The following is an 18,441-nucleotide window of genomic DNA, read 5'->3' on the forward strand; positions in this document are numbered from 1 at the left end:
AGACTATTGGAGGATGAAAATGAATAATCAAGAAATCGTTCAAAAGCTTTGGAATTTATGTAATGTCTTACGTGATGACGGAATTACATATCAACAATATGTGACGGAACTAACGTATCTGTTATTTCTAAAAATGATGAAAGAACAAGAGACAGAAAGCGTTATCCCAGAAGGATATCGTTGGGATGACTTATTAGAGCGGGAAGGTTTGGAATTAAAGACATTTTACCAGCGACTGTTACTTGATTTAGGAACTAATGAGCATGAACAGCTTCGCCTTATCTATAGTGATGCTTCCACAAGTATTGCAGAACCTAAGAACCTAGAGAAAATTATTAGATCAATTGATGCTCTCGATTGGTACAATGCGAAAGAAGAAGGGCTAGGCAATCTTTATGAAGGTTTGTTGGAGAAGAATGCGAGTGAAAAGAAGTCAGGAGCAGGGCAATATTTTACTCCCCGTGTTCTAATTGATGTAATGGTACATTTAGTAGATCCTAAAATCGGAGAACGTTGTAATGACCCTGCGGCAGGAACTTTCGGATTTATGATTGCTGCAGATCAGTATTTGAAAAATAAGACAGATAACTATTTCGATGGAGTAAGTCCAGAACAAGCTGAGTTTCAAAAAAAGGAAGCATTTACAGGAATGGAGCTTGTTAAGGATACTCATCGTCTAGCATTAATGAACGCATTGCTTCATAACTTGGAGGGACGCTTAGAACAGGGAGATTCTTTATCAGGAAATGGAAAATGGATGAAGGATTTTGATGTGATTTTAACAAATCCACCGTTCGGTACAAAAAAAGGTGGGGAGCGTGTTTCCCGTGATGATTTAACGTTTGAAACATCTAACAAGCAGTTAAACTTCTTGCAGTTAATTTACAACGCATTAAAAGATGACGGGAATGCACGTGCAGCTGTAGTATTGCCTGATAACGTTCTATTTGAAGGCGGAATCGGAACGCACATTCGCCGAGATTTGTTGAATAAATGCGACTTACACACCATCCTACGACTACCAACTGGGATCTTCTATGCTCAGGGCGTTAAAACAAATGTGTTGTTTTTTACAAAGGGGAAAACTGATCAAGGGAACACAAAAGAGGTCTGGGTTTATGATCTTCGAACAAATATGTCTTCATTCGGTAAACGGAATCAATTGACCATGGCACACTTTGAAGACTTTATGAAAGCGTATGTAGCTGAAGATCGTTCAAAAGTGGAAGACAAGCGTTGGAATGTTTTTACTCGTGAAGAAATTGCAAAGAAGGAAGATAGCTTAGACATTGGATTAATTGCAGATGAATCAATATCCTCATATGAAAATTTACCTGACCCGATTGAAACAGCTGAAGAAGCAATTGAAAAACTTCAACAAGCTATTGATATATTAAGTGAAGTTGTGGAAGAACTTCGAGCAGTAGAAAATGCTGAGGTGGTTAAGGCGTGAGTAAAAAGATAAAAAATATTCAGGAATTACTTGACAATATAATGCTAAAGGAAGACGAATATAAGAAAGTTCATGAAAATTGGTTATGGGTTAGACTAGGGGGCGTGTGTAAATTTAAAAGAGGACCGTTTGGTTCTGCTATAAAAAAAAGCATGTTTGTGCCTAAGGATAAAGACACTTATAAAGTTTATGAACAAGGTAATGCAATTAGAAAAACAATAGAATACGGAGAATATTATATCTCCAAAGAGGATTTTGAAACACTAAAAGGTTTTGAAGTAAATGCAGGAGATATAATAGTAAGTTGTGCTGGTACAATCGGTGAAACTTATGTAATTCCTTCTAATTATGAAAAAGGAGTTATTAACCAAGCCTTAATGAGAGTAAGCACTTCAAAAGTATTAGATAAAACTTATTTTTTATATGCTTTTGATTACTATATAAAGGAATTAGCAAAAGATAATGCTAAAGGTACTGCAATAAAAAACTTGCCTCCACTAGCTGAATTAAAACAATATGTTATCCCACTTCCACCTCTAAATGAACAAAAGCGAATTGCTGAGAAAGTTGAGGGTCTTTTAAATAAAATAGAAGAAGCAAAGCAGTTGATTGCGGAAGCACATGAAACGTATAAGCTTCGTCGAGCAGCTATTTTAGATAATGCATTTCGTGGGATATTAGGGACAAATAATAGTAATGAACAAAGTATGATTACTGTTTTAGACAATAAGGAAGGTAAACAAAATATTGATGAACCATACCAGATCCCTGAAAATTGGATTTGGGTTACATTAGAGAATATCAGTGATTATATACAAAGGGGAAAATCACCTAAGTATGTTGACTCATCAAATGTTAGAGTGGTATCGCAAAAATGTGTACAATGGAGTGGGTTTGATATTTCCCAAGCTAGGCACATTGATGAAGAAACGCTTAAGAATTATAAACAAGAACGTTTTCTTCAAAAAAATGATTTACTTTGGAACTCTACTGGGACAGGAACTATAGGAAGAGTAGCAATTATAAAAGATGACTTAGAAGATATGGTAGTAGCTGATTCACATGTAACTATAGTCAGACCAAATAATAATCTTGTAAATAGTAATCTATTATATAGATGGTTATCAGGCCCTTATGTCCAAAACAAACTAAATAATAGTTGGAGTGGGAGTACAAATCAAGTTGAATTAAATTTAACAACTGTTAAACAACAACTAGTTCCGCTTCCACCTCTAAATGAACAAGAACGAATTGTGAAAAAAGTAGACAATCTTTTAAGTAAATTAGAGGTAGAACAAAAATTAATCGATAATACATTCAGTAAATTAGAAAGTATAAAAAAATCAATCCTTTCTAAAGCCATCCAAGGTGAACTTGGTACAAATGAGCCAAGGGAAGAAAATGCCATTGAATTGTTGAAAGAAGTGCTAAAAGGGCAGGCGGAAATTATGTAAAGGTCAGCGGGCATTCTCCCAAGTTGTTATGGGTAAAAGTTATGTTTTGTTTGCAAAAAACAGTTTGGTTTAGTATCATCATTTTTAGGAATAACACGTAATGAAAAACACTCAAACAAGCATAAACCATTGATATAACAACGCCCAAAGTCTTTTAGAACCAACCGTGGTGCAACGGATAGCACGTAAGATTCCGGTTCTTGAGATGTGGGTTCGATTCCTGCCGAGGGCGTACCGAAAGCCTCCTGCCTGTTATAGGGCTTGAGGCTTTTTTTCGTTTGAAAGATGCTTTACAGCTTCGCGGGATGAACATCATGGAATCACCTGCCATAGTCCGGAATGCGAAAAGCTTCTGCTTTCTTTATCTATATTCCCATTCACCATTCCCCTCCCATCATGTAAAATAGAAGAAGGGGGAATGTGCAATGAACATGAATGCAGGTTTATTTCAGCAGCAGTCGCTTAAATTGGCGATGACACAGGAATTGTCCCAGGCGATTGCGCTCCTTCAATATTCTGCGCTTGAGCTTACGGCCATTTTGGAGAGCAGGGCGCTTGAAAATCCCCTTATGCAGATAGAGACAGAAAATGTAAGGGCGATGGATCCGCGCCGCGACAGAGTCAGAGGTGCAAGCAGCAAGCTGAAAAAGGATGACAGATCGTGGATCGAGCAGATCAGGGCAAAAGACAATCTGCTTGAGGATTATTTGATCTCACAGCTTGAAATTAAATATATATCTCCTCTGATGGACAAGATCATCAGAAGGATTATTAAAAGTATAGATGAAAACGGTTACTTGCGTGAAAGTGTCACAGAAATTGCGGATGAGCTCTGCGTCAGTGAAGGCGATTCAGCTGAAGCACTCGCAGAGCTTCAGCTTCTGGAGCCGGCGGGCATTGGGGCGCGGACACTGCAGGAATGCCTCCTTTTGCAGGTGCAGCGGCTTTTGCGCCCGGATGATCTCGCTGAAGTGATCATGGAAGAGCATTTCGAATGGTTCGCCGATAAAAAGTGGAAGCAGCTGGCTTCGCTCCTTGGTGTGGAGCTGAAGGATATCCAGCGTGTCTCCGATTTAGTCAGAACGCTCAATCCAAGGCCTGCAGCGGCTTTTTCAAAAGAAAGTGCAGGCTATATTGTTCCTGATGTGGCTGTCAGCTGGGACGGCAGCTCTTTCCTGATAACCGTCCAGGATGAGCTGCTCCCAAAAGTCAGCTTTAACAGCCAGTATTATGAAAGCTTTAAAAGCACTGGCGACAAAGAGGTCAGGAAATACCTCCAGGACCGGTCGCAGGACTATAATTGGATTGTCCGCAGTTTGGAACAAAGGAAAGATACGATTAAAAAGGTTACAATGAAGCTGGTAGAAAAACAGCAGGATTTTTTCATTGAAGGGCCTGCAAAGCTGAGACCGATGACAATGAAAGAAATCGCGGATGAATTGGAAATCCATGAGTCGACAGTAAGCCGGACGGTCCGCGAAAAGTATGTCCAGACTCCTTTTGGCACATTTGAGCTGAAGACCTTTTTTACAAGCGCGGTAAAGACTACCGGAGCTGATGGTGCTTCGTCAGCAAGTGTGAAGAAGAAGATTGCTGCCATGGTAGAAGCTGAGGATAAACTGAAGCCTCTTTCTGACTCGGAGATCATGAGCATACTGGAGAAGGGGGATGCTATCGTCATTTCCAGGCGGACGGTCGCCAAATACAGGGACCAGCTGGGCATCCCCTCTTCAGCGAAACGCAAAAGATATGAATGAAGAAAGAAGGAAGTATAGTGAAAGATCGACAGATGCGATTATATACAAGAGAAGGCTGCCATTTGTGCGATAATGCAAAAAAATTAATCCTGGATCTTCAAGCAGAGCATGAATTTGAGCTTGAGGAAGTGGATATCAGCGCCAGCGATGATCTGACTGAACGGTACGGGCTTATGATTCCGGTCGTGGAACTGGATGGGGAAGAGGTCCAGTTTGGGCGGATTGATCAATTTACGCTATATGAAGCGCTTACAGCAAAAAACCGGTTCTAATCAGTTGAATTCGCAAATCACTCCTGCTAGAATGTAATTGTAACAGGGGTGATTTTTTTTGGTTCAAGCGGGACATAATATGTCTATGCGGGACAGAAATTGACCACGTTAGAGCGTTCCTATGTGGAATACTTCTAAAAAAGGGGCATGCGATGGACTCATTGATCGATATACAAAAAAGATTATTGCCTGATTTACTTACTGTTATGCAAAAACGCTACCAAATTCTTCAGTACATAGGTTTTATGCAGCCGGTGGGCCGAAGAAGTCTGGCAGTGAGCCTTGGATCAACGGAAAGAGTGCTTAGAAGCGAGGTTGATTTCCTAAAGAATCAAAATCTTATCTCTGTAGCAAGTTCAGGTATGAACCTGACAGCCGAAGGCAAGGATTTACTGGAAAGACTTGAAAGCATAATGAGAGACATAACGGGTATAGACATACTGGAAGCAAGGCTGAAAGAAGTCCTTGGCGTCCGGCAGGTGATTGTGGTTGCCGGCAACAGCGATGAATCACCATGGGTGAAAAGCGAGCTTGGCAGGGCCTGTGCGGCCAGTATGAAACAGCGGCTTAAAGGGAAGAATACCGTTGCTGTAACGGGCGGATCGACCATGGCGGCCGTGGCGGAGATGCTGACGCCCAATCTCTTTGACGACGAATTGCTGTTCGTCCCTGCACGGGGCGGCATCGGCGAGGAGGTCAAAAACCAGGCGAATACCATCTGCGCCATGATGGCGGAGCACACAGCCTCCCGCCACAAATTCCTTCATGTCCCGGATCAGGTAAGCAAGACGATGTACGAGACAATCATGAAGGAACCCGTTATTAATGAAGTATTGAATCTGATACAATCCGCTGGAATGGTTTTACATGGAATTGGAGACGCTATAACAATGGCGGAGCGCCGTAAAACGACACCGGAGGACTTATTGAAGATTCAGGAGCGGAAAGCAGTAGGAGAAGCATTCGGCTATTATTTCGATGAAGCGGGCGAAGTGGTCCATAAAGTGCAGACCATAGGGCTTCAGCTCAAAGACCTGGCAGATATCGAACATGTTATTGCAGTTGCCGGAGGGTCTTCGAAGGCAAAGGCAATAAGGGCCTATATGAAACAGGCGCCGTCCTCAACGATCCTGATCACGGATGAAGGCGCAGCAAAACAGTTGTTAAAAGGGTAATCCCCTTTAATATAAAACTAACAAATATCCCTACTATCTAAAGGAGGAAATATTAACATGGCAGTTAAAGTTGGTATTAATGGATTTGGAAGAATCGGGCGCAACGTATTCCGCGCAGCACTTAAGAACTCAGAAGTAGAAGTTGTAGCGGTAAACGACCTTACAGATGCAAACATGCTTGCACACCTTTTAAAATATGACACAGTTCACGGCACACTTAACGAAGAAGTTTCTGTAGACGGAGATTTCCTGGTAGTAGGCGGCCAAAGAGTGAAGGTTCTTGCAGAGCGCGATCCTGCTCAGCTTGGATGGGGAGACCTTGGCGTTGAAGTAGTAGTAGAATCTACTGGACGCTTCACAAAGCGCGACGATGCAGCTAAACACTTAGAAGCAGGCGCGAAGAAGGTTATCATCTCAGCTCCAGCTTCTGACGAAGATATCACAATCGTTATGGGTGTTAACCATGACAAATATGATGCAGGAAGCCACCACGTTATCTCAAATGCATCTTGTACAACAAACTGCTTAGCGCCATTCGCTAAAGTATTGAACGACAAGTTCGGCATCAAGCGCGGTATGATGACTACTGTTCACTCCTACACAAATGATCAGCAGATCCTTGACCTTCCGCACAAAGACTACCGTCGTGCGCGTGCAGCTGCTGAAAACATCATCCCAACTACAACTGGTGCTGCAAAAGCAGTTTCCCTTGTATTGCCTGAACTGAAAGGCAAGCTGAACGGCGGAGCTATGCGTGTTCCAACTCCAAACGTTTCTCTTGTTGACCTTGTTGCTGAGCTTGACAAAGACGTAACAGCTGAAGAAATCAACGCAGCATTCAAAGCAGCTTCAGAAGGCGACCTTAAAGGAATCCTTGCTTACAGCGAAGAGCCGCTTGTATCAAGCGACTACAACGGAAGCCCTGCTTCTTCTACTATTGATGCATTGTCAACAATGGTTATGGAAGGCAGCATGGTAAAAGTAATCTCTTGGTATGACAACGAGTCAGGCTACTCTAACCGCGTTGTAGACCTTGTAGACTACATTGCAAAGCAAGGCCTTTAATAGGCACGATTTAAAACAATAAATAAGCTATTGTTTGGTCCTGTATGAACTCCGGGAACCGAAGCTTTCCTTTGAAACCCTGTTTTATTGGATAAAAAAATAGCGAACATCTATAATGATGGGGAAAAGGGGAGCGGGAAACAATTCCCTCTCCCTTTTCTTTTGAACACTATCAGAAACTGGGAGGTCCTTTGCCGTGAACAAAAAAAGCGTAAAAGACATTGATTTAAAAGGTAAACGCGTTTTTTGCCGTGTGGACTTTAACGTGCCGATGAAAGATGGCTCTATTACGGACGAAACTCGCATCACAGCAGCTCTTCCTACCATTCAGTACTTGACTGAACAGGGAGCTAAAGTCATCCTTGCAAGCCACCTTGGCCGTCCAAAAGGCCAGGCAGTAGAAGAACTGCGCCTTACACCAGTTGCCAAGCGCTTATCAGAGCTGTTGGGCAAGGATGTAAAGAAAGCAGACGAAGCCTACGGTGAAGCTGTACAAGGGTTGGTTTCCGAAATGGCTGAGGGCGATGTTCTCCTTCTTGAAAACGTCCGCTTCTACCCTGGTGAGGAAAAGAATGATCCTGAGCTGGCAAAGGCGTTTGCAGAACTTGCGGATGTGTATGTAAATGACGCATTCGGCGCTGCCCACCGTGCCCATGCTTCAACTGAAGGCATTGCACACCATCTTCCGGCTGTTTCCGGCCTGCTGATGGAAAAGGAACTGGACGTTCTTGGAAAAGCGATGTCCAATCCGGAGCGCCCGTTTACGGCAATTGTCGGCGGAGCGAAGGTAAAGGACAAAATCGGTGTTATCGAAAACCTGCTTGATAAGGTAGATAATCTGATTATCGGCGGAGGTCTTGCTTATACGTTCGTTAAAGCACAAGGCCATGAAATCGGGAAATCCCTTCTTGAAGAAGACAAAATCGATCTTGCCAATTCGTTCATGAAAAAGGCAGAGGAAAAAGGCGTTAAATTCTATATGCCTGTCGATGTGCTTGTTGCGGATGATTTCTCCGAGGATGCCAATATTAAAGAAGTTTCCATTGAAGAAATCCCTTCAGACTGGGAAGCGCTTGATATCGGTCCGAAGACACGTGCCATCTATCAGGATGTCATCAAATCAAGCAAGCTTGTCATCTGGAACGGCCCTATGGGTGTGTTTGAACTGAATGCATTTGCAGGCGGAACGAAAGCAGTAGCCGAAGCCCTTGCTGAATCCCAGGATACATATTCGGTAATCGGCGGCGGAGACTCTGCGGCTGCAGTCGAAAAGTTTGATCTTGCTGATAAAATGAGCCATATCTCAACAGGCGGCGGCGCTTCCCTCGAATTCATCGAAGGAAAAGAGCTTCCTGGTGTAACGGCTTTAAATGATAAATAAGCAAAAGAGTTGAAAGGATGTGCCGGAATGCGTAAATCAATTATTGCAGGCAACTGGAAAATGCATAAAACCCTGCCTGAAGCGAAAAGCTTCTTAGAGGAAATCAACGGCCTTGTACCTTCAAAGGAAGATGTTGATACAGTCGTTTGTGCTCCAGCTTTATTCTTAGAGCGACTTGTTGAAAGTGCAGAAGGCCATGACGTCGCAATCGGCGCCCAAAATATGCACTTTGAAGAAAGCGGTGCTTTCACAGGCGAAATCAGCCCGAAAGCCCTTCAGGACATTGGTGTATCTTATGTAGTGCTTGGTCACTCAGAGCGCCGTGAAATGTTCAACGAAACAGACGAAGCTGTTAACAAAAAGACTTTGGCTGCGTTCAACTACAACCTGACACCGATTGTTTGTGTCGGCGAATCGCTCGAACAGCGCGAAAACGGCGAAACAACTGAAATCGTCGGCAGCCAGGTGAAAAAAGCCCTTGCCGGCCTGACAGAAGACCAGGTGAAGCAGACTGTTATCGCTTATGAGCCTATCTGGGCAATCGGGACAGGCAAATCTTCCACTTCTGCGGATGCAAACGAAGTTTGCGCCCATATCCGCCAGGTGGTAGGCGAGGAGTTCTCAACTGCGGCAGCTGAGGCAGTCCGCATCCAGTACGGCGGAAGCGTTAAGCCGGAAAACATCAAAGAATACATGGCCCAGCCTGATATCGATGGTGCACTGGTCGGAGGGGCGAGCCTTGAGCCGAACTCATTCCTTCAATTACTGGAGGCAGGCAAGAATGAGTAAATCCCCAGTAGCACTGATTATCCTGGACGGATTCGCCCTGCGCGGTGAACGGATGGGAAACGCAGTTGCTCAAGCGAACAAACCGAACTTTGAGCGTTATTGGAACAAATATCCCCACTCTACCCTGCAGGCAAGCGGAGAAGCAGTCGGCCTTCCTGAAGGGCAGATGGGGAACTCGGAAGTAGGGCACCTGAATATCGGTGCCGGAAGGATCGTCTACCAGAGCCTGACAAGGGTGAATGTGGCCATCCGTGAAGGCGAGTTTGAAAAGAATCAAACCTTTTTAGACGCAATTAACCATGCGAAGGAGAACGATAAAGCTCTCCATCTGTTTGGCCTTTTATCCGACGGCGGTGTCCACAGCCATATCCACCACCTGTACGCCCTGCTGAAGCTTGCTGCTGATGAGGGACTGAAAAAGGTATATATCCACGGTTTCCTTGACGGCCGAGACGTCGGTCCGAAAACAGCCGAGAAATATATCAAAGAAGCACAGGAAAAAATCAAGGAATATGGAGTAGGCGAATTTGCAACCATCTCAGGGCGCTACTATTCCATGGACCGCGACAAGCGCTGGGACCGTGTGGAGAAATCCTACCGTGCGATGGTGTACGGAGATGGACCATCTTATTCCGATCCGCTTGATCTTGTCGAAGACAACTACAAAAACGGAATTTTTGACGAGTTCGTCATTCCATCCGTGATTACAAGGGAAAACGGTGAGCCGGTGGCAACGATTGAAGACAATGACTCAGTCATTTTCTACAACTTCCGCCCTGACCGTGCGATCCAGATTTCCAATACATTCACAAACAAAGATTTCAGATCCTTTGACAGGGGCCCAGGGCACCCGCAGAATCTGCACTTTGTCTGCTTCACCCACTTCAGCGAAACCGTTGACGGCTATGTAGCATTCAAGCCAAACAACCTGGACAACACGGTCGGCGAGGTTTTGGCCCAGAACAATCTTAAACAGCTGCGCATCGCTGAAACTGAGAAATACCCGCACGTAACATTCTTTATGAGCGGCGGGCGTGAAGAGAAATTCCCAGGCGAAGAACGGATCCTCATCAATTCGCCAAAAGTGGCAACCTATGATCTTCAGCCTGAAATGAGTGCATATGAAGTAACCGATGCCCTCGTTAAAGAAATAGAAGCAGATAACTTTGATGCTATCATCCTGAACTTTGCTAATCCTGATATGGTCGGGCACTCCGGAATGCTCGAGCCGACAGTGAAAGCAATCGAAACTGTGGATGAATGCCTTGGCCGCATTGTTGACCTGATCATTCAAAAAGGCGGTCATGCCATCATCACAGCTGACCACGGAAATGCAGACGAAGTTGTCACCCTTGAAGGCAATCCAATGACAGCACACACCACGAATCCGGTGCCTGTCATCGTAACAAAAGAAGGGGATGAGCTGCGCGAGGACGGAATCCTTGCTGATCTTGCCCCAACCATGCTTGACCTGCTCGGAGTTGAAAAGCCGGTTGAAATGACCGGTACAACGATTTTAAAAAAATAATCCCATTTTAAGGAGAGATTTTACTATGCCATTTATCCAGCACGTATATGCCCGCGAAGTATTAGATTCCCGCGGTAACCCAACAGTTGAAGTAGAAGTATTAACAGAATCAGGATTCTTCGGAAGAGCGATCGTTCCTTCAGGAGCATCAACAGGCGAGCACGAAGCAGTTGAGCTTCGCGACGGCGACAAGTCCCGCTACCTTGGAAAAGGTGTTCAAAACGCAGTGGACAACGTAAACAACCTGATCTCAGAAGCGATCATCGGCATGGATGTAACTGACCAAGTCGGAATCGACCGCACAATGATCGAGCTTGACGGTACTGAAAACAAAGGCAAATTGGGCGCTAACGCAATCCTTGGCGTATCCATGGCTTGTGCGCACGCTGCAGCTGAATCTGTAGGCCTGCCATTATACCGTTACCTTGGCGGATTCAACGCGAAGCAGCTTCCAACTCCAATGATGAACATCATCAACGGCGGATCACATGCTGACAACAACGTTGACTTCCAGGAATTCATGATCCTTCCTGTAGGAGCTCCTACTTTCAAGGAAGCAATCCGCATGGGTGCTGAAGTATTCCACGCGCTTAAGAAAGTTCTTTCAGGCAAAGGCCTTAACACAGCAGTCGGCGACGAAGGCGGATTCGCTCCAAACCTTGGTTCTAACCGCGAAGCACTTGAAGTCATCATCGAAGCAATCAAGAGTGCCGGCTATGAGCCAGGCAAAGACATCCTTCTTGGCATGGACGTTGCTTCTTCTGAGTTCTACAACAAAGAAACAGGCAAATACGATCTTGCAGGCGAAGGCCGCACTGGCTTATCTTCAGAAGATATGGTTAACTTCTACGAAGAGCTGGTAAACGAATTCCCAATCCTTTCAATCGAAGACGGACTGGATGAAAACGACTGGGAAGGCCACAAGCTTCTGACTGACCGCATCGGCGGAAAAGTTCAGCTTGTCGGAGATGACCTTTTCGTAACAAACACTAAGAAGCTTGCACAAGGTATCGAGCAGGGCGTTGGCAACTCCATCCTGATCAAAGTGAACCAGATCGGTACACTGACTGAAACCTTCGAAGCAATCGAAATGGCTAAGCGCGCAGGCTACACTGCAGTTGTATCCCACCGTTCAGGTGAAACAGAAGATGCCACAATCGCTGACATCGCTGTTGCAACAAACGCAGGCCAAATCAAAACTGGTTCTATGAGCCGTACTGACCGCATCGCGAAATACAACCAGCTTCTTCGCATCGAAGACGAGCTTGGCGATCTGGCTGTATATGATGGACTGAAATCTTTTTATAACCTGAAGAAGTAATTCTTTTTTGAGGGGAGACACCAGCCTTTTGGGGCTGGTGTTTTTTTGGGTTTTGGTTTTTCGAGCTGATGTATGGTACCTGGTTGGAGTTTAGTGGCCGCGCTCAGGGCTAGTTGCTAATAAAATCCAAAAGTTGCTAATATATCCTGAAAGTTGCTAATAAAACAAAAAAGTTGCTAATAAATTTGAAAAGTTGCTAAAATACGGAAAAAGTTGCTAATAAACACTTTTTACCCATTCCACCAATCTGCTGGTGCGCTGTATTTGCGCCCTTTTCCTCTGCCTGAGACCACTAAATTTGAGCTTGCTAGTATATTTGAAGCTGTATGGACGGATTCCACCCCCGCAAACTCCCGAAATCCCCCATTCGTAATCTCCTTCCCAAACAAAAGGAAGTAGTCCTTCAAAGCTGCGATATGCGCTGACTTGTCCTTCAACCCGCATTTCGGGCAAAGCCAAGTACCATATATCCTTATAACCGGAATATGGCCGCAGCTGCTGCAATGGACACCCATCCTCACATTCTCCGGGCTGACTCTCATCCTGGACAAAATATCAATTTTTTCAGGTGTATGGTGTTTGATCAACAATCTAGAGGTTTTTCTCAGCTCTCTCGCATCCAGGAGCGCTTGTGGATAGCGGCCGCTCGAGTCTTCTATCTTCCCAAGGAGGCGATGGCTGTGGATGACCGTTCTGCTGATGGCTGGGGAGTTTGCTTTTAGGACAGTGGATGGTTTGCTGATAACAACGAGGGCTTCGACGGGGAGAGGGATGCTGCGTTCCGCAAACCAGCGGGCCAGCTGTTTTTTATGATGTTCTGCCTGAGCGATCGGATCGGGGAAGCCTTCTTCTTTTTCATACTGGGTGCGGATCATCTGGCTAAATTGCTTATCGAATACAAGGGTGCCAAGTATGTTTTTAACCTCCAGGATTAATGCAAAATGAGCATGCAGCACAAGTAGATCAATTTGAAAAAAGCTGCCGGACAGGCCGAGCCGCAAATCATGCAGTACCAGATACTCTCTTTCCGGCAGCATCTGCAAATAATAATCTAAGGATAACTCACCATAGTAGCCGGACCAGCGTTTCGCAAGATTTTCCTTAACACGGTGCCAGTCAGGACTCCCTTCCTCCAGCCGGCGCAGCAGAGCTTCCAGGGCTAATATCCGCTTTGGTACTGTTAATTCTTTAACAATCATATCTTCCTCCTTATAAATGTATTATTTAATTATTTCGTCCCCCATGTCCTGTCCTCCTTCTTGAGCTGCTAACTAAATCCCCCATCGCCAACCTCAACCAACATTGCTATTGTCCAATCCGCCAAAATATGATAAATTAAGAATAATGTGATTGTACGTTTCAGGAGGTGGACTTCATGTACACATTATTAATTACGCTGTTGATTATTGTTTCAGTTGCTCTTATAGTTGTTGTACTTCTTCAATCAGGGAAAAGTGCGGGTCTTTCCGGCGCGATTTCAGGTGGTGCCGAGCAGCTTTTCGGCAAGCAAAAGGCGCGCGGGCTTGATCTTATACTCCACCGTGTGACGATTGTTTTATCTGTACTGTTTTTTGTTTTAACAATTGCTGTCGCTTATTTTGTAAAATAATAAAGCTGCTGCCTGGCCCAGAAGGTCAGGTTTTTTATTTGCCGCTGAACGGAATATTTTTCCTGCAGCTGCAGATAAGCCGTTTTAGTGGATTGTTGGGCGCGGCTTTGCTAAAAATAAGGAAGCTGAACTTATCAAAGAAATCATTTACATAGCAAAAGGAGTTTTCAAAATGAAGATTGTTGCACCGAAACCATTTACCTTTGAAGGCGGAAAAAGGGCTGTCCTGCTTTTGCACGGCTTTACAGGCAATACTGCGGATGTCAGGATGCTTGGACGGTTTTTGCAGACCAAGGGGTATACCTGCCATGCGCCACAGTATAAGGGACACGGGGTGCCGCCTGAAGAGCTGGTCCATACCGGGCCTGAGGACTGGTGGAAGGATGTTATGGAAGGCTATGAGCTGCTGAAGGGACAGGGCTATGAAGAGATTGCAGTTGCCGGGCTTTCGCTTGGCGGGGTATTTTCCTTGAAATTAGGTTACACTGTTCCTATAAAGGGTATCGTTCCAATGTGTGCACCAATGTATATTAAGAGCGAGGAAGTCATGTATCAGGGCATCCTTCACTATGCCAGCGAGTATAAGAGGCTTGAAGGCAAATCCCCTGAGCAGATTGAACAGGAAATGGCTGAATTCAGGAAAACTCCGATGGAGACACTTAAAGCGCTGCAGGAGCTGATCGCCGATGTGAGGAATCATGTGGATATGATCTATTCCCCAACCTTTGTGGCTCAGGCCCGTCATGATGCCATGATCAATACCGACAGCGCGAACATCATCTTCAGCGAAGTGGAGAATGATAATAAAAAGCTGAAATGGTATGAAGAGTCCGGCCACGTCATCACATTGGACAAGGAAAAGGATCAGCTGCATGAGGATGTATATCAGTTCCTGGAATCGCTGGATTGGACTGTTTAAATCCTTTATTTAGGAGGGATAGCATAGATGGAAAATAATATTAAGCAAATCGTGGATAAGCTTCTCCACTTTATGAAAGATGAAGCATATAAGCCACTGACCGTCCAGGAGATGGAAGAGGCATTCGGAATCGAGGATTCTTCCGATTTTAAAGACTTTGTGAAGGCCCTTGTGGTCATGGAGCAGAAAGGGCTTGTTGTCCGGACACGGAGCAACCGCTACGGCCTGCCGGACAGGATGAATCTGATCAAAGGTAAGCTGTCCGGCCATGCAAAAGGCTTTGCTTTTGTCATTCCTGAAGAGCCTGGCCTTGATGATATCTTTATACCGCCGAATGAGACGAATAATGCTATGCATGGCGATATTGTCCTTGCAAGGGTTTCTTCTGAATCTTCCGGCCAGAGGCGTGAAGGGACGGTCGTGCGCATTCTCGAACGAGGTGTCCAGCAGATTGTCGGGACATATGTTGAAAGTAAAAATTTCGGCTTTGTGCTCCCGGACGACAAAAAGTTCACCAGCGATATTTTTATCCCGAAATCAGCTTCTAAAGGGGCAATAGAAGGACATAAGGTCGTTGTCAAGCTGACGACGTATCCGGAGGGGCGCAAGAGTGCTGAAGGGGAAGTCCTTGAGATCCTTGGCCATAAAAATGATCCAGGCGTGGATATCCTGTCTGTCATCCACAAACATGGGCTGCCGATGGAATTCCCGAAAGAAGTACTGGAGCAGGCGAATGATACACCTGACAGCATTGATGAAAGTGAAATCAAGAACCGGCGCGATCTCCGCGACCAGACAATCGTCACGATTGACGGCGCTGATGCGAAGGACCTGGATGATGCGGTAACTGTTACAAAGCTTGAAAACGGAAACTATAAGCTCGGAGTACATATTGCCGATGTGACGTATTATGTGCGCGAGAATACACCGATCGATCAGGAAGCGGAAGAACGGGCGACAAGTGTTTACTTGGTGGACCGGGTCATCCCGATGATCCCGCACAGATTATCCAATGGCATCTGTTCCCTTAATCCGCAGGTTGACCGCCTGACCCTTTCCTGTGAAATGGAAATGGACAGCTCCGGTGAAGTGGTTAATCATGAAATCTTCCAGAGTGTCATTAAAACAACAGAGCGTATGACTTATCATGACGTCAACAAGATCTTGACCGATAAAGACGAAGAGCTGATGAAGCGCTATGAGCCGCTTGTCCCGATGTTTCAGCTTATGGAAGAGCTGGCAGCGGTGCTCCGCAAGAAACGGATGGGCCGCGGCGCCATCGACTTTGATTTTAAAGAGTCAAAGGTTCTTGTTGATGAAGAAGGAAGGCCAAGTGATGTCGTACTCCGCGAACGTTCCGTGGCAGAGCGCCTCATCGAGGAATTCATGCTTGCAGCCAATGAAACGGTCGCCGAGCATTTCCATTGGATGGATGTGCCGTTCATCTACCGTATTCACGAAGATCCGAAGGAAGATAAGCTGAGAAGATTCTTCGAGTTTATTACAAACTTCGGTTACATTGTAAAAGGCACGGCAAACTCTGTGCATCCGCGCGCCCTCCAGGAAATCATTGAAGAGGTGCAGGGTACACCTGAGGAAATGGTAATTTCGACCGTCATGCTGCGTTCGATGCAGCAGGCGAAATATGATCCTGAGAGCCTCGGCCACTTTGGGCTGTCGACTGAGTTCTATACTCATTTCACATCACCGATCCGCCGGTATCCGGACTTGGTTGTCCACAGGCTCATCCGCACCTATCTGATTGAAGGCGATTTAAGCCAGGCAACAAGAGAGCGGATGAATTCAAGGCTTCCTGATATTGCCGAGCATTCCTCCAATATGGAGCGCCGCGCGGTCGAAGCTGAAAGGGAAACAGATGAGCTGAAGAAAGCAGAATATATGGCTGATAAAATTGGCGAAGAATATGATGGCATCATCAGCTCAGTTACAAACTTCGGCATGTTCGTCGAATTGCCGAACACGATTGAAGGTCTGATCCATGTCAGCTATATGACGGACGATTATTACCGCTATGATGAACGCCATTTCGCGATGATCGGCGAGAAAACCGGCAATGTGTTCCGGATTGGCGACGAAATTACAGTACGCGTCATTAATGTCAACAAAGATGAGCGCTCCATAGATTTTGAAATCGTCGGCATGAAAGGCCCCCGGAAGCGTGATGATCGGGATGCGCCGCGAGTGTTCAAGACGGGCAGCACAGAAAAGAAGCCGCGCAGAGGCAAAGCAGGCGAAGGCCCAAAAGGACGCAACGGCAGCTCGAAAGGCAAAAGCGGCGGACCTGCCCGGAAAGAGAAAAAGCACTTTGAAAATGCGCCAAAAGCCAAGCGTAAGAAAAAGAAACGCTAAAAAGCTGGAACCCGGAGAGCCATCCAAGTGGCTCTCCTTTCCGATATAGGGTCATGATTGTTGCTGGGAGAGATTTTTGTTAAAATCAGTGTAAGAGATTGAGGGGGAAATTCATATGCCAAAGGGAACGGGCAAGGTTATCGCCCAAAATAAAAAAGCGTATCATGATTATTTTATAGAAGACACCTATGAAGCGGGAATCGTCCTGCAAGGTACAGAGATTAAGGCTATCCGGGCAGGAAGGGTGCAGCTGAAGGATTCTTATGCAAGGATCATCAGCGGGGAGGTATTTCTGATCAACATGCATGTCAGCCCTTATGAGCAGGGGAACCGGTACAACCATGATCCGCTCAGAACCAGGAAACTGCTGCTTCATAATAAAGAAATCAGCAAGCTGATCGGCGAAACAAAGGAAGCCGGCTATTCTATCGTACCGCTGAAAATGTATTTGAAAAATGGTTTTGCGAAAGTTTTAATCGGCCTGGCCAAGGGTAAAAAGAATTATGATAAACGCGAAACCTTGAAAAAGAAAGAAGCAGGCCGGGATATTGAGCGGGCATTCCGCGAACGGCAGAAAATGTAAATCCAAGACTTAACAATTGATATCCGTGCTGTATATGATATAATAAGTATTGTAGCAGTGATGCTATCTGACTTACGCTCTTCTATTTCGAGCGCTCCTGGCGTCAAACCGAGTGGCAGAATAAGATTCGCACCGGCTCTCAGCGGAAATGATGCGTTATGCACATTGCCCAATATGGGGACGTTACGGATTCGACAGGGATAGTTCGAGCTTAGGTTGCGAGTCGAGGGGATCGGCCTCGTTAAAACGTCAAAGCCTATAACTGGCAAACAACAAAACAACTTCGCTCTAGCTGCCTAATAGCGCTAAGCGGTTCCTCCCTCCATCGTCCATGTGGTAGGGTAAGGGACTCACTCTAAGTGGACTACGCCGGATTCCACCGTCTGAGGATGAAGGAAGAGAACAACCAGACTAGCTGCACGGACGCCTGTCAGCAGGCATAAGATGCAGCGAAACGCAAATATGCTGACTACACTCGTAGAAGCTTAAGTGGCGATGTTTCTGGACGTGGGTTCGACTCCCACCGTCTCCACCATACATACTTTGGTGGATTAAATCTTAAATTATAAAGCCTGGATTTTCCTGATGGAGGATTCAGGCTTTTTTATTTGCTTAAAAAACCTCCATATATACCTTCTTCGCATAAGAAAACACATGCCAATTTCCTTATAAACGCCCTCATGATAATGGTCGTTCATGTATATGACTCAATAAAATAGAAAAATTACCCATTAAATTGGTAAGAAATACTCATATTTTAACAAA

General features: G+C 45.3%; 15 protein-coding genes and 1 other RNA gene. 15 read left to right on the top strand and 1 reads right to left on the bottom strand.

What is annotated here, in order from left to right; genetic code table 11:
* Positions 1 to 19: 19 nt before the first annotated feature.
* The 10 genes from CYJ37_RS09765 (at position 20) to eno (ending at position 12,195) form a co-directional block, all read left to right on the top strand.
* A complete protein-coding gene (locus tag CYJ37_RS09765) occupies positions 20 to 1,453 on the top strand; it encodes a class I SAM-dependent DNA methyltransferase (RefSeq protein ID WP_101549476.1) in 1,434 nt (477 codons plus the stop codon).
* Positions 1,450 to 2,907: a restriction endonuclease subunit S gene (locus tag CYJ37_RS09770; RefSeq protein ID WP_101549478.1), complete on the top strand. Its 1,458-nt coding sequence runs from the start codon at positions 1,450 to 1,452 to the stop codon at positions 2,905 to 2,907. Before CYJ37_RS09765 ends, CYJ37_RS09770 begins: the two co-directional genes overlap by 4 nt.
* A 425-nt stretch (positions 2,908 to 3,332) precedes the next feature.
* Positions 3,333 to 4,664 carry an RNA polymerase factor sigma-54 gene (gene rpoN / locus CYJ37_RS09775; protein WP_101549480.1) on the top strand — a complete coding sequence of 444 codons (1,332 nt, stop codon included), beginning with the start codon at positions 3,333 to 3,335 and terminating at the stop codon, positions 4,662 to 4,664.
* Positions 4,665 to 4,681: 17 nt separating this feature from the next.
* Positions 4,682 to 4,936 (top strand): glutaredoxin family protein, encoded by a 255-nt coding sequence (locus CYJ37_RS09780; RefSeq protein ID WP_224949684.1) that lies wholly within the window; start codon positions 4,682 to 4,684, stop codon positions 4,934 to 4,936.
* A gap of 152 nt (positions 4,937 to 5,088) precedes the next feature.
* Positions 5,089 to 6,111 (top strand): sugar-binding transcriptional regulator, encoded by a 1,023-nt coding sequence (locus CYJ37_RS09785; protein ID WP_009793074.1) that lies wholly within the window; start codon positions 5,089 to 5,091, stop codon positions 6,109 to 6,111.
* A 57-nt stretch (positions 6,112 to 6,168) separates the two neighbouring features.
* Positions 6,169 to 7,176 (top strand): type I glyceraldehyde-3-phosphate dehydrogenase, encoded by a 1,008-nt coding sequence (gap, locus tag CYJ37_RS09790; protein ID WP_094768528.1) that lies wholly within the window; start codon positions 6,169 to 6,171, stop codon positions 7,174 to 7,176.
* Between the two features lie 196 nt (positions 7,177 to 7,372).
* Complete coding sequence (locus CYJ37_RS09795; protein WP_101549481.1) at positions 7,373 to 8,557, top strand: phosphoglycerate kinase; 1,185 nt, start codon at positions 7,373 to 7,375, stop codon at positions 8,555 to 8,557.
* A gap of 27 nt (positions 8,558 to 8,584) precedes the next feature.
* Positions 8,585 to 9,346, top strand: a complete 762-nt coding sequence (gene tpiA / locus CYJ37_RS09800) for a triose-phosphate isomerase (protein WP_009793077.1) — start codon at positions 8,585 to 8,587, stop codon at positions 9,344 to 9,346.
* On the top strand, positions 9,339 to 10,874 hold the full coding sequence (gene gpmI / locus CYJ37_RS09805; protein ID WP_009793078.1) for a 2,3-bisphosphoglycerate-independent phosphoglycerate mutase: 1,536 nt from the start codon (positions 9,339 to 9,341) through the stop codon (positions 10,872 to 10,874). The genes tpiA and gpmI overlap by 8 nt, the downstream gene beginning before the upstream one ends.
* 25 nt (positions 10,875 to 10,899) lie before the next feature.
* Positions 10,900 to 12,195 (top strand): phosphopyruvate hydratase, encoded by a 1,296-nt coding sequence (eno, locus tag CYJ37_RS09810; protein ID WP_009793079.1) that lies wholly within the window; start codon positions 10,900 to 10,902, stop codon positions 12,193 to 12,195.
* A 230-nt stretch (positions 12,196 to 12,425) separates the two neighbouring features.
* On the opposite strand, the gene CYJ37_RS09815 is transcribed toward eno, so the two are convergent.
* Positions 12,426 to 13,394, bottom strand: a complete 969-nt coding sequence (locus tag CYJ37_RS09815; protein ID WP_101549483.1) for an NERD domain-containing protein — start codon at positions 13,392 to 13,394, stop codon at positions 12,426 to 12,428.
* A gap of 176 nt (positions 13,395 to 13,570) precedes the next feature.
* On the opposite strand from CYJ37_RS09815, the gene secG reads away from it, so the two are divergent.
* The 5 genes from secG (at position 13,571) to ssrA (ending at position 18,211) form a co-directional block, all read left to right on the top strand.
* Positions 13,571 to 13,804, top strand: a complete 234-nt coding sequence (gene secG / locus CYJ37_RS09820; protein WP_009793081.1) for a preprotein translocase subunit SecG — start codon at positions 13,571 to 13,573, stop codon at positions 13,802 to 13,804.
* A 172-nt stretch (positions 13,805 to 13,976) separates the two neighbouring features.
* Entirely contained in the window at positions 13,977 to 14,723 is a 747-nt protein-coding gene (locus tag CYJ37_RS09825; protein WP_009793082.1) for an alpha/beta hydrolase, read from the top strand.
* A 27-nt stretch (positions 14,724 to 14,750) separates the two neighbouring features.
* On the top strand, positions 14,751 to 17,093 hold the full coding sequence (rnr, locus tag CYJ37_RS09830; RefSeq protein WP_101549485.1) for a ribonuclease R: 2,343 nt from the start codon (positions 14,751 to 14,753) through the stop codon (positions 17,091 to 17,093).
* 115 nt (positions 17,094 to 17,208) lie between these two features.
* Positions 17,209 to 17,676, top strand: coding sequence for an SsrA-binding protein SmpB (smpB, locus tag CYJ37_RS09835; protein WP_009793084.1), 468 nt, complete (start codon positions 17,209 to 17,211; stop codon positions 17,674 to 17,676).
* Positions 17,677 to 17,852: 176 nt separating this feature from the next.
* Positions 17,853 to 18,211: a transfer-messenger RNA gene (gene ssrA, locus CYJ37_RS09840) on the top strand.
* The last annotated feature ends 230 nt before the right edge of the window (positions 18,212 to 18,441 follow it).

The organism is Bacillus sp. UMB0728, assembly GCF_002858875.1.
Classification (GTDB): domain Bacteria; phylum Bacillota; class Bacilli; order Bacillales; family Cytobacillaceae; genus Bacillus_AB; species Bacillus_AB infantis.

Coding starts and splice junctions, on each gene's coding strand:
- gpmI (WP_009793078.1), top strand. CDS start 9,339: ATGAGTAAATCCCCAGTAGCACTGATTATCCTGGACGGATTCGCCCTG.
- gap (WP_094768528.1), top strand. CDS start 6,169: ATGGCAGTTAAAGTTGGTATTAATGGATTTGGAAGAATCGGGCGCAAC.
- CYJ37_RS09765 (WP_101549476.1), top strand. CDS start 20: ATGAATAATCAAGAAATCGTTCAAAAGCTTTGGAATTTATGTAATGTC.
- secG (WP_009793081.1), top strand. CDS start 13,571: ATGTACACATTATTAATTACGCTGTTGATTATTGTTTCAGTTGCTCTT.
- rnr (WP_101549485.1), top strand. CDS start 14,751: ATGGAAAATAATATTAAGCAAATCGTGGATAAGCTTCTCCACTTTATG.
- tpiA (WP_009793077.1), top strand. CDS start 8,585: ATGCGTAAATCAATTATTGCAGGCAACTGGAAAATGCATAAAACCCTG.
- eno (WP_009793079.1), top strand. CDS start 10,900: ATGCCATTTATCCAGCACGTATATGCCCGCGAAGTATTAGATTCCCGC.
- CYJ37_RS09825 (WP_009793082.1), top strand. CDS start 13,977: ATGAAGATTGTTGCACCGAAACCATTTACCTTTGAAGGCGGAAAAAGG.
- CYJ37_RS09815 (WP_101549483.1), bottom strand. CDS start 13,394: ATGATTGTTAAAGAATTAACAGTACCAAAGCGGATATTAGCCCTGGAA.
- rpoN (WP_101549480.1), top strand. CDS start 3,333: ATGAACATGAATGCAGGTTTATTTCAGCAGCAGTCGCTTAAATTGGCG.
- smpB (WP_009793084.1), top strand. CDS start 17,209: ATGCCAAAGGGAACGGGCAAGGTTATCGCCCAAAATAAAAAAGCGTAT.
- CYJ37_RS09785 (WP_009793074.1), top strand. CDS start 5,089: ATGGACTCATTGATCGATATACAAAAAAGATTATTGCCTGATTTACTT.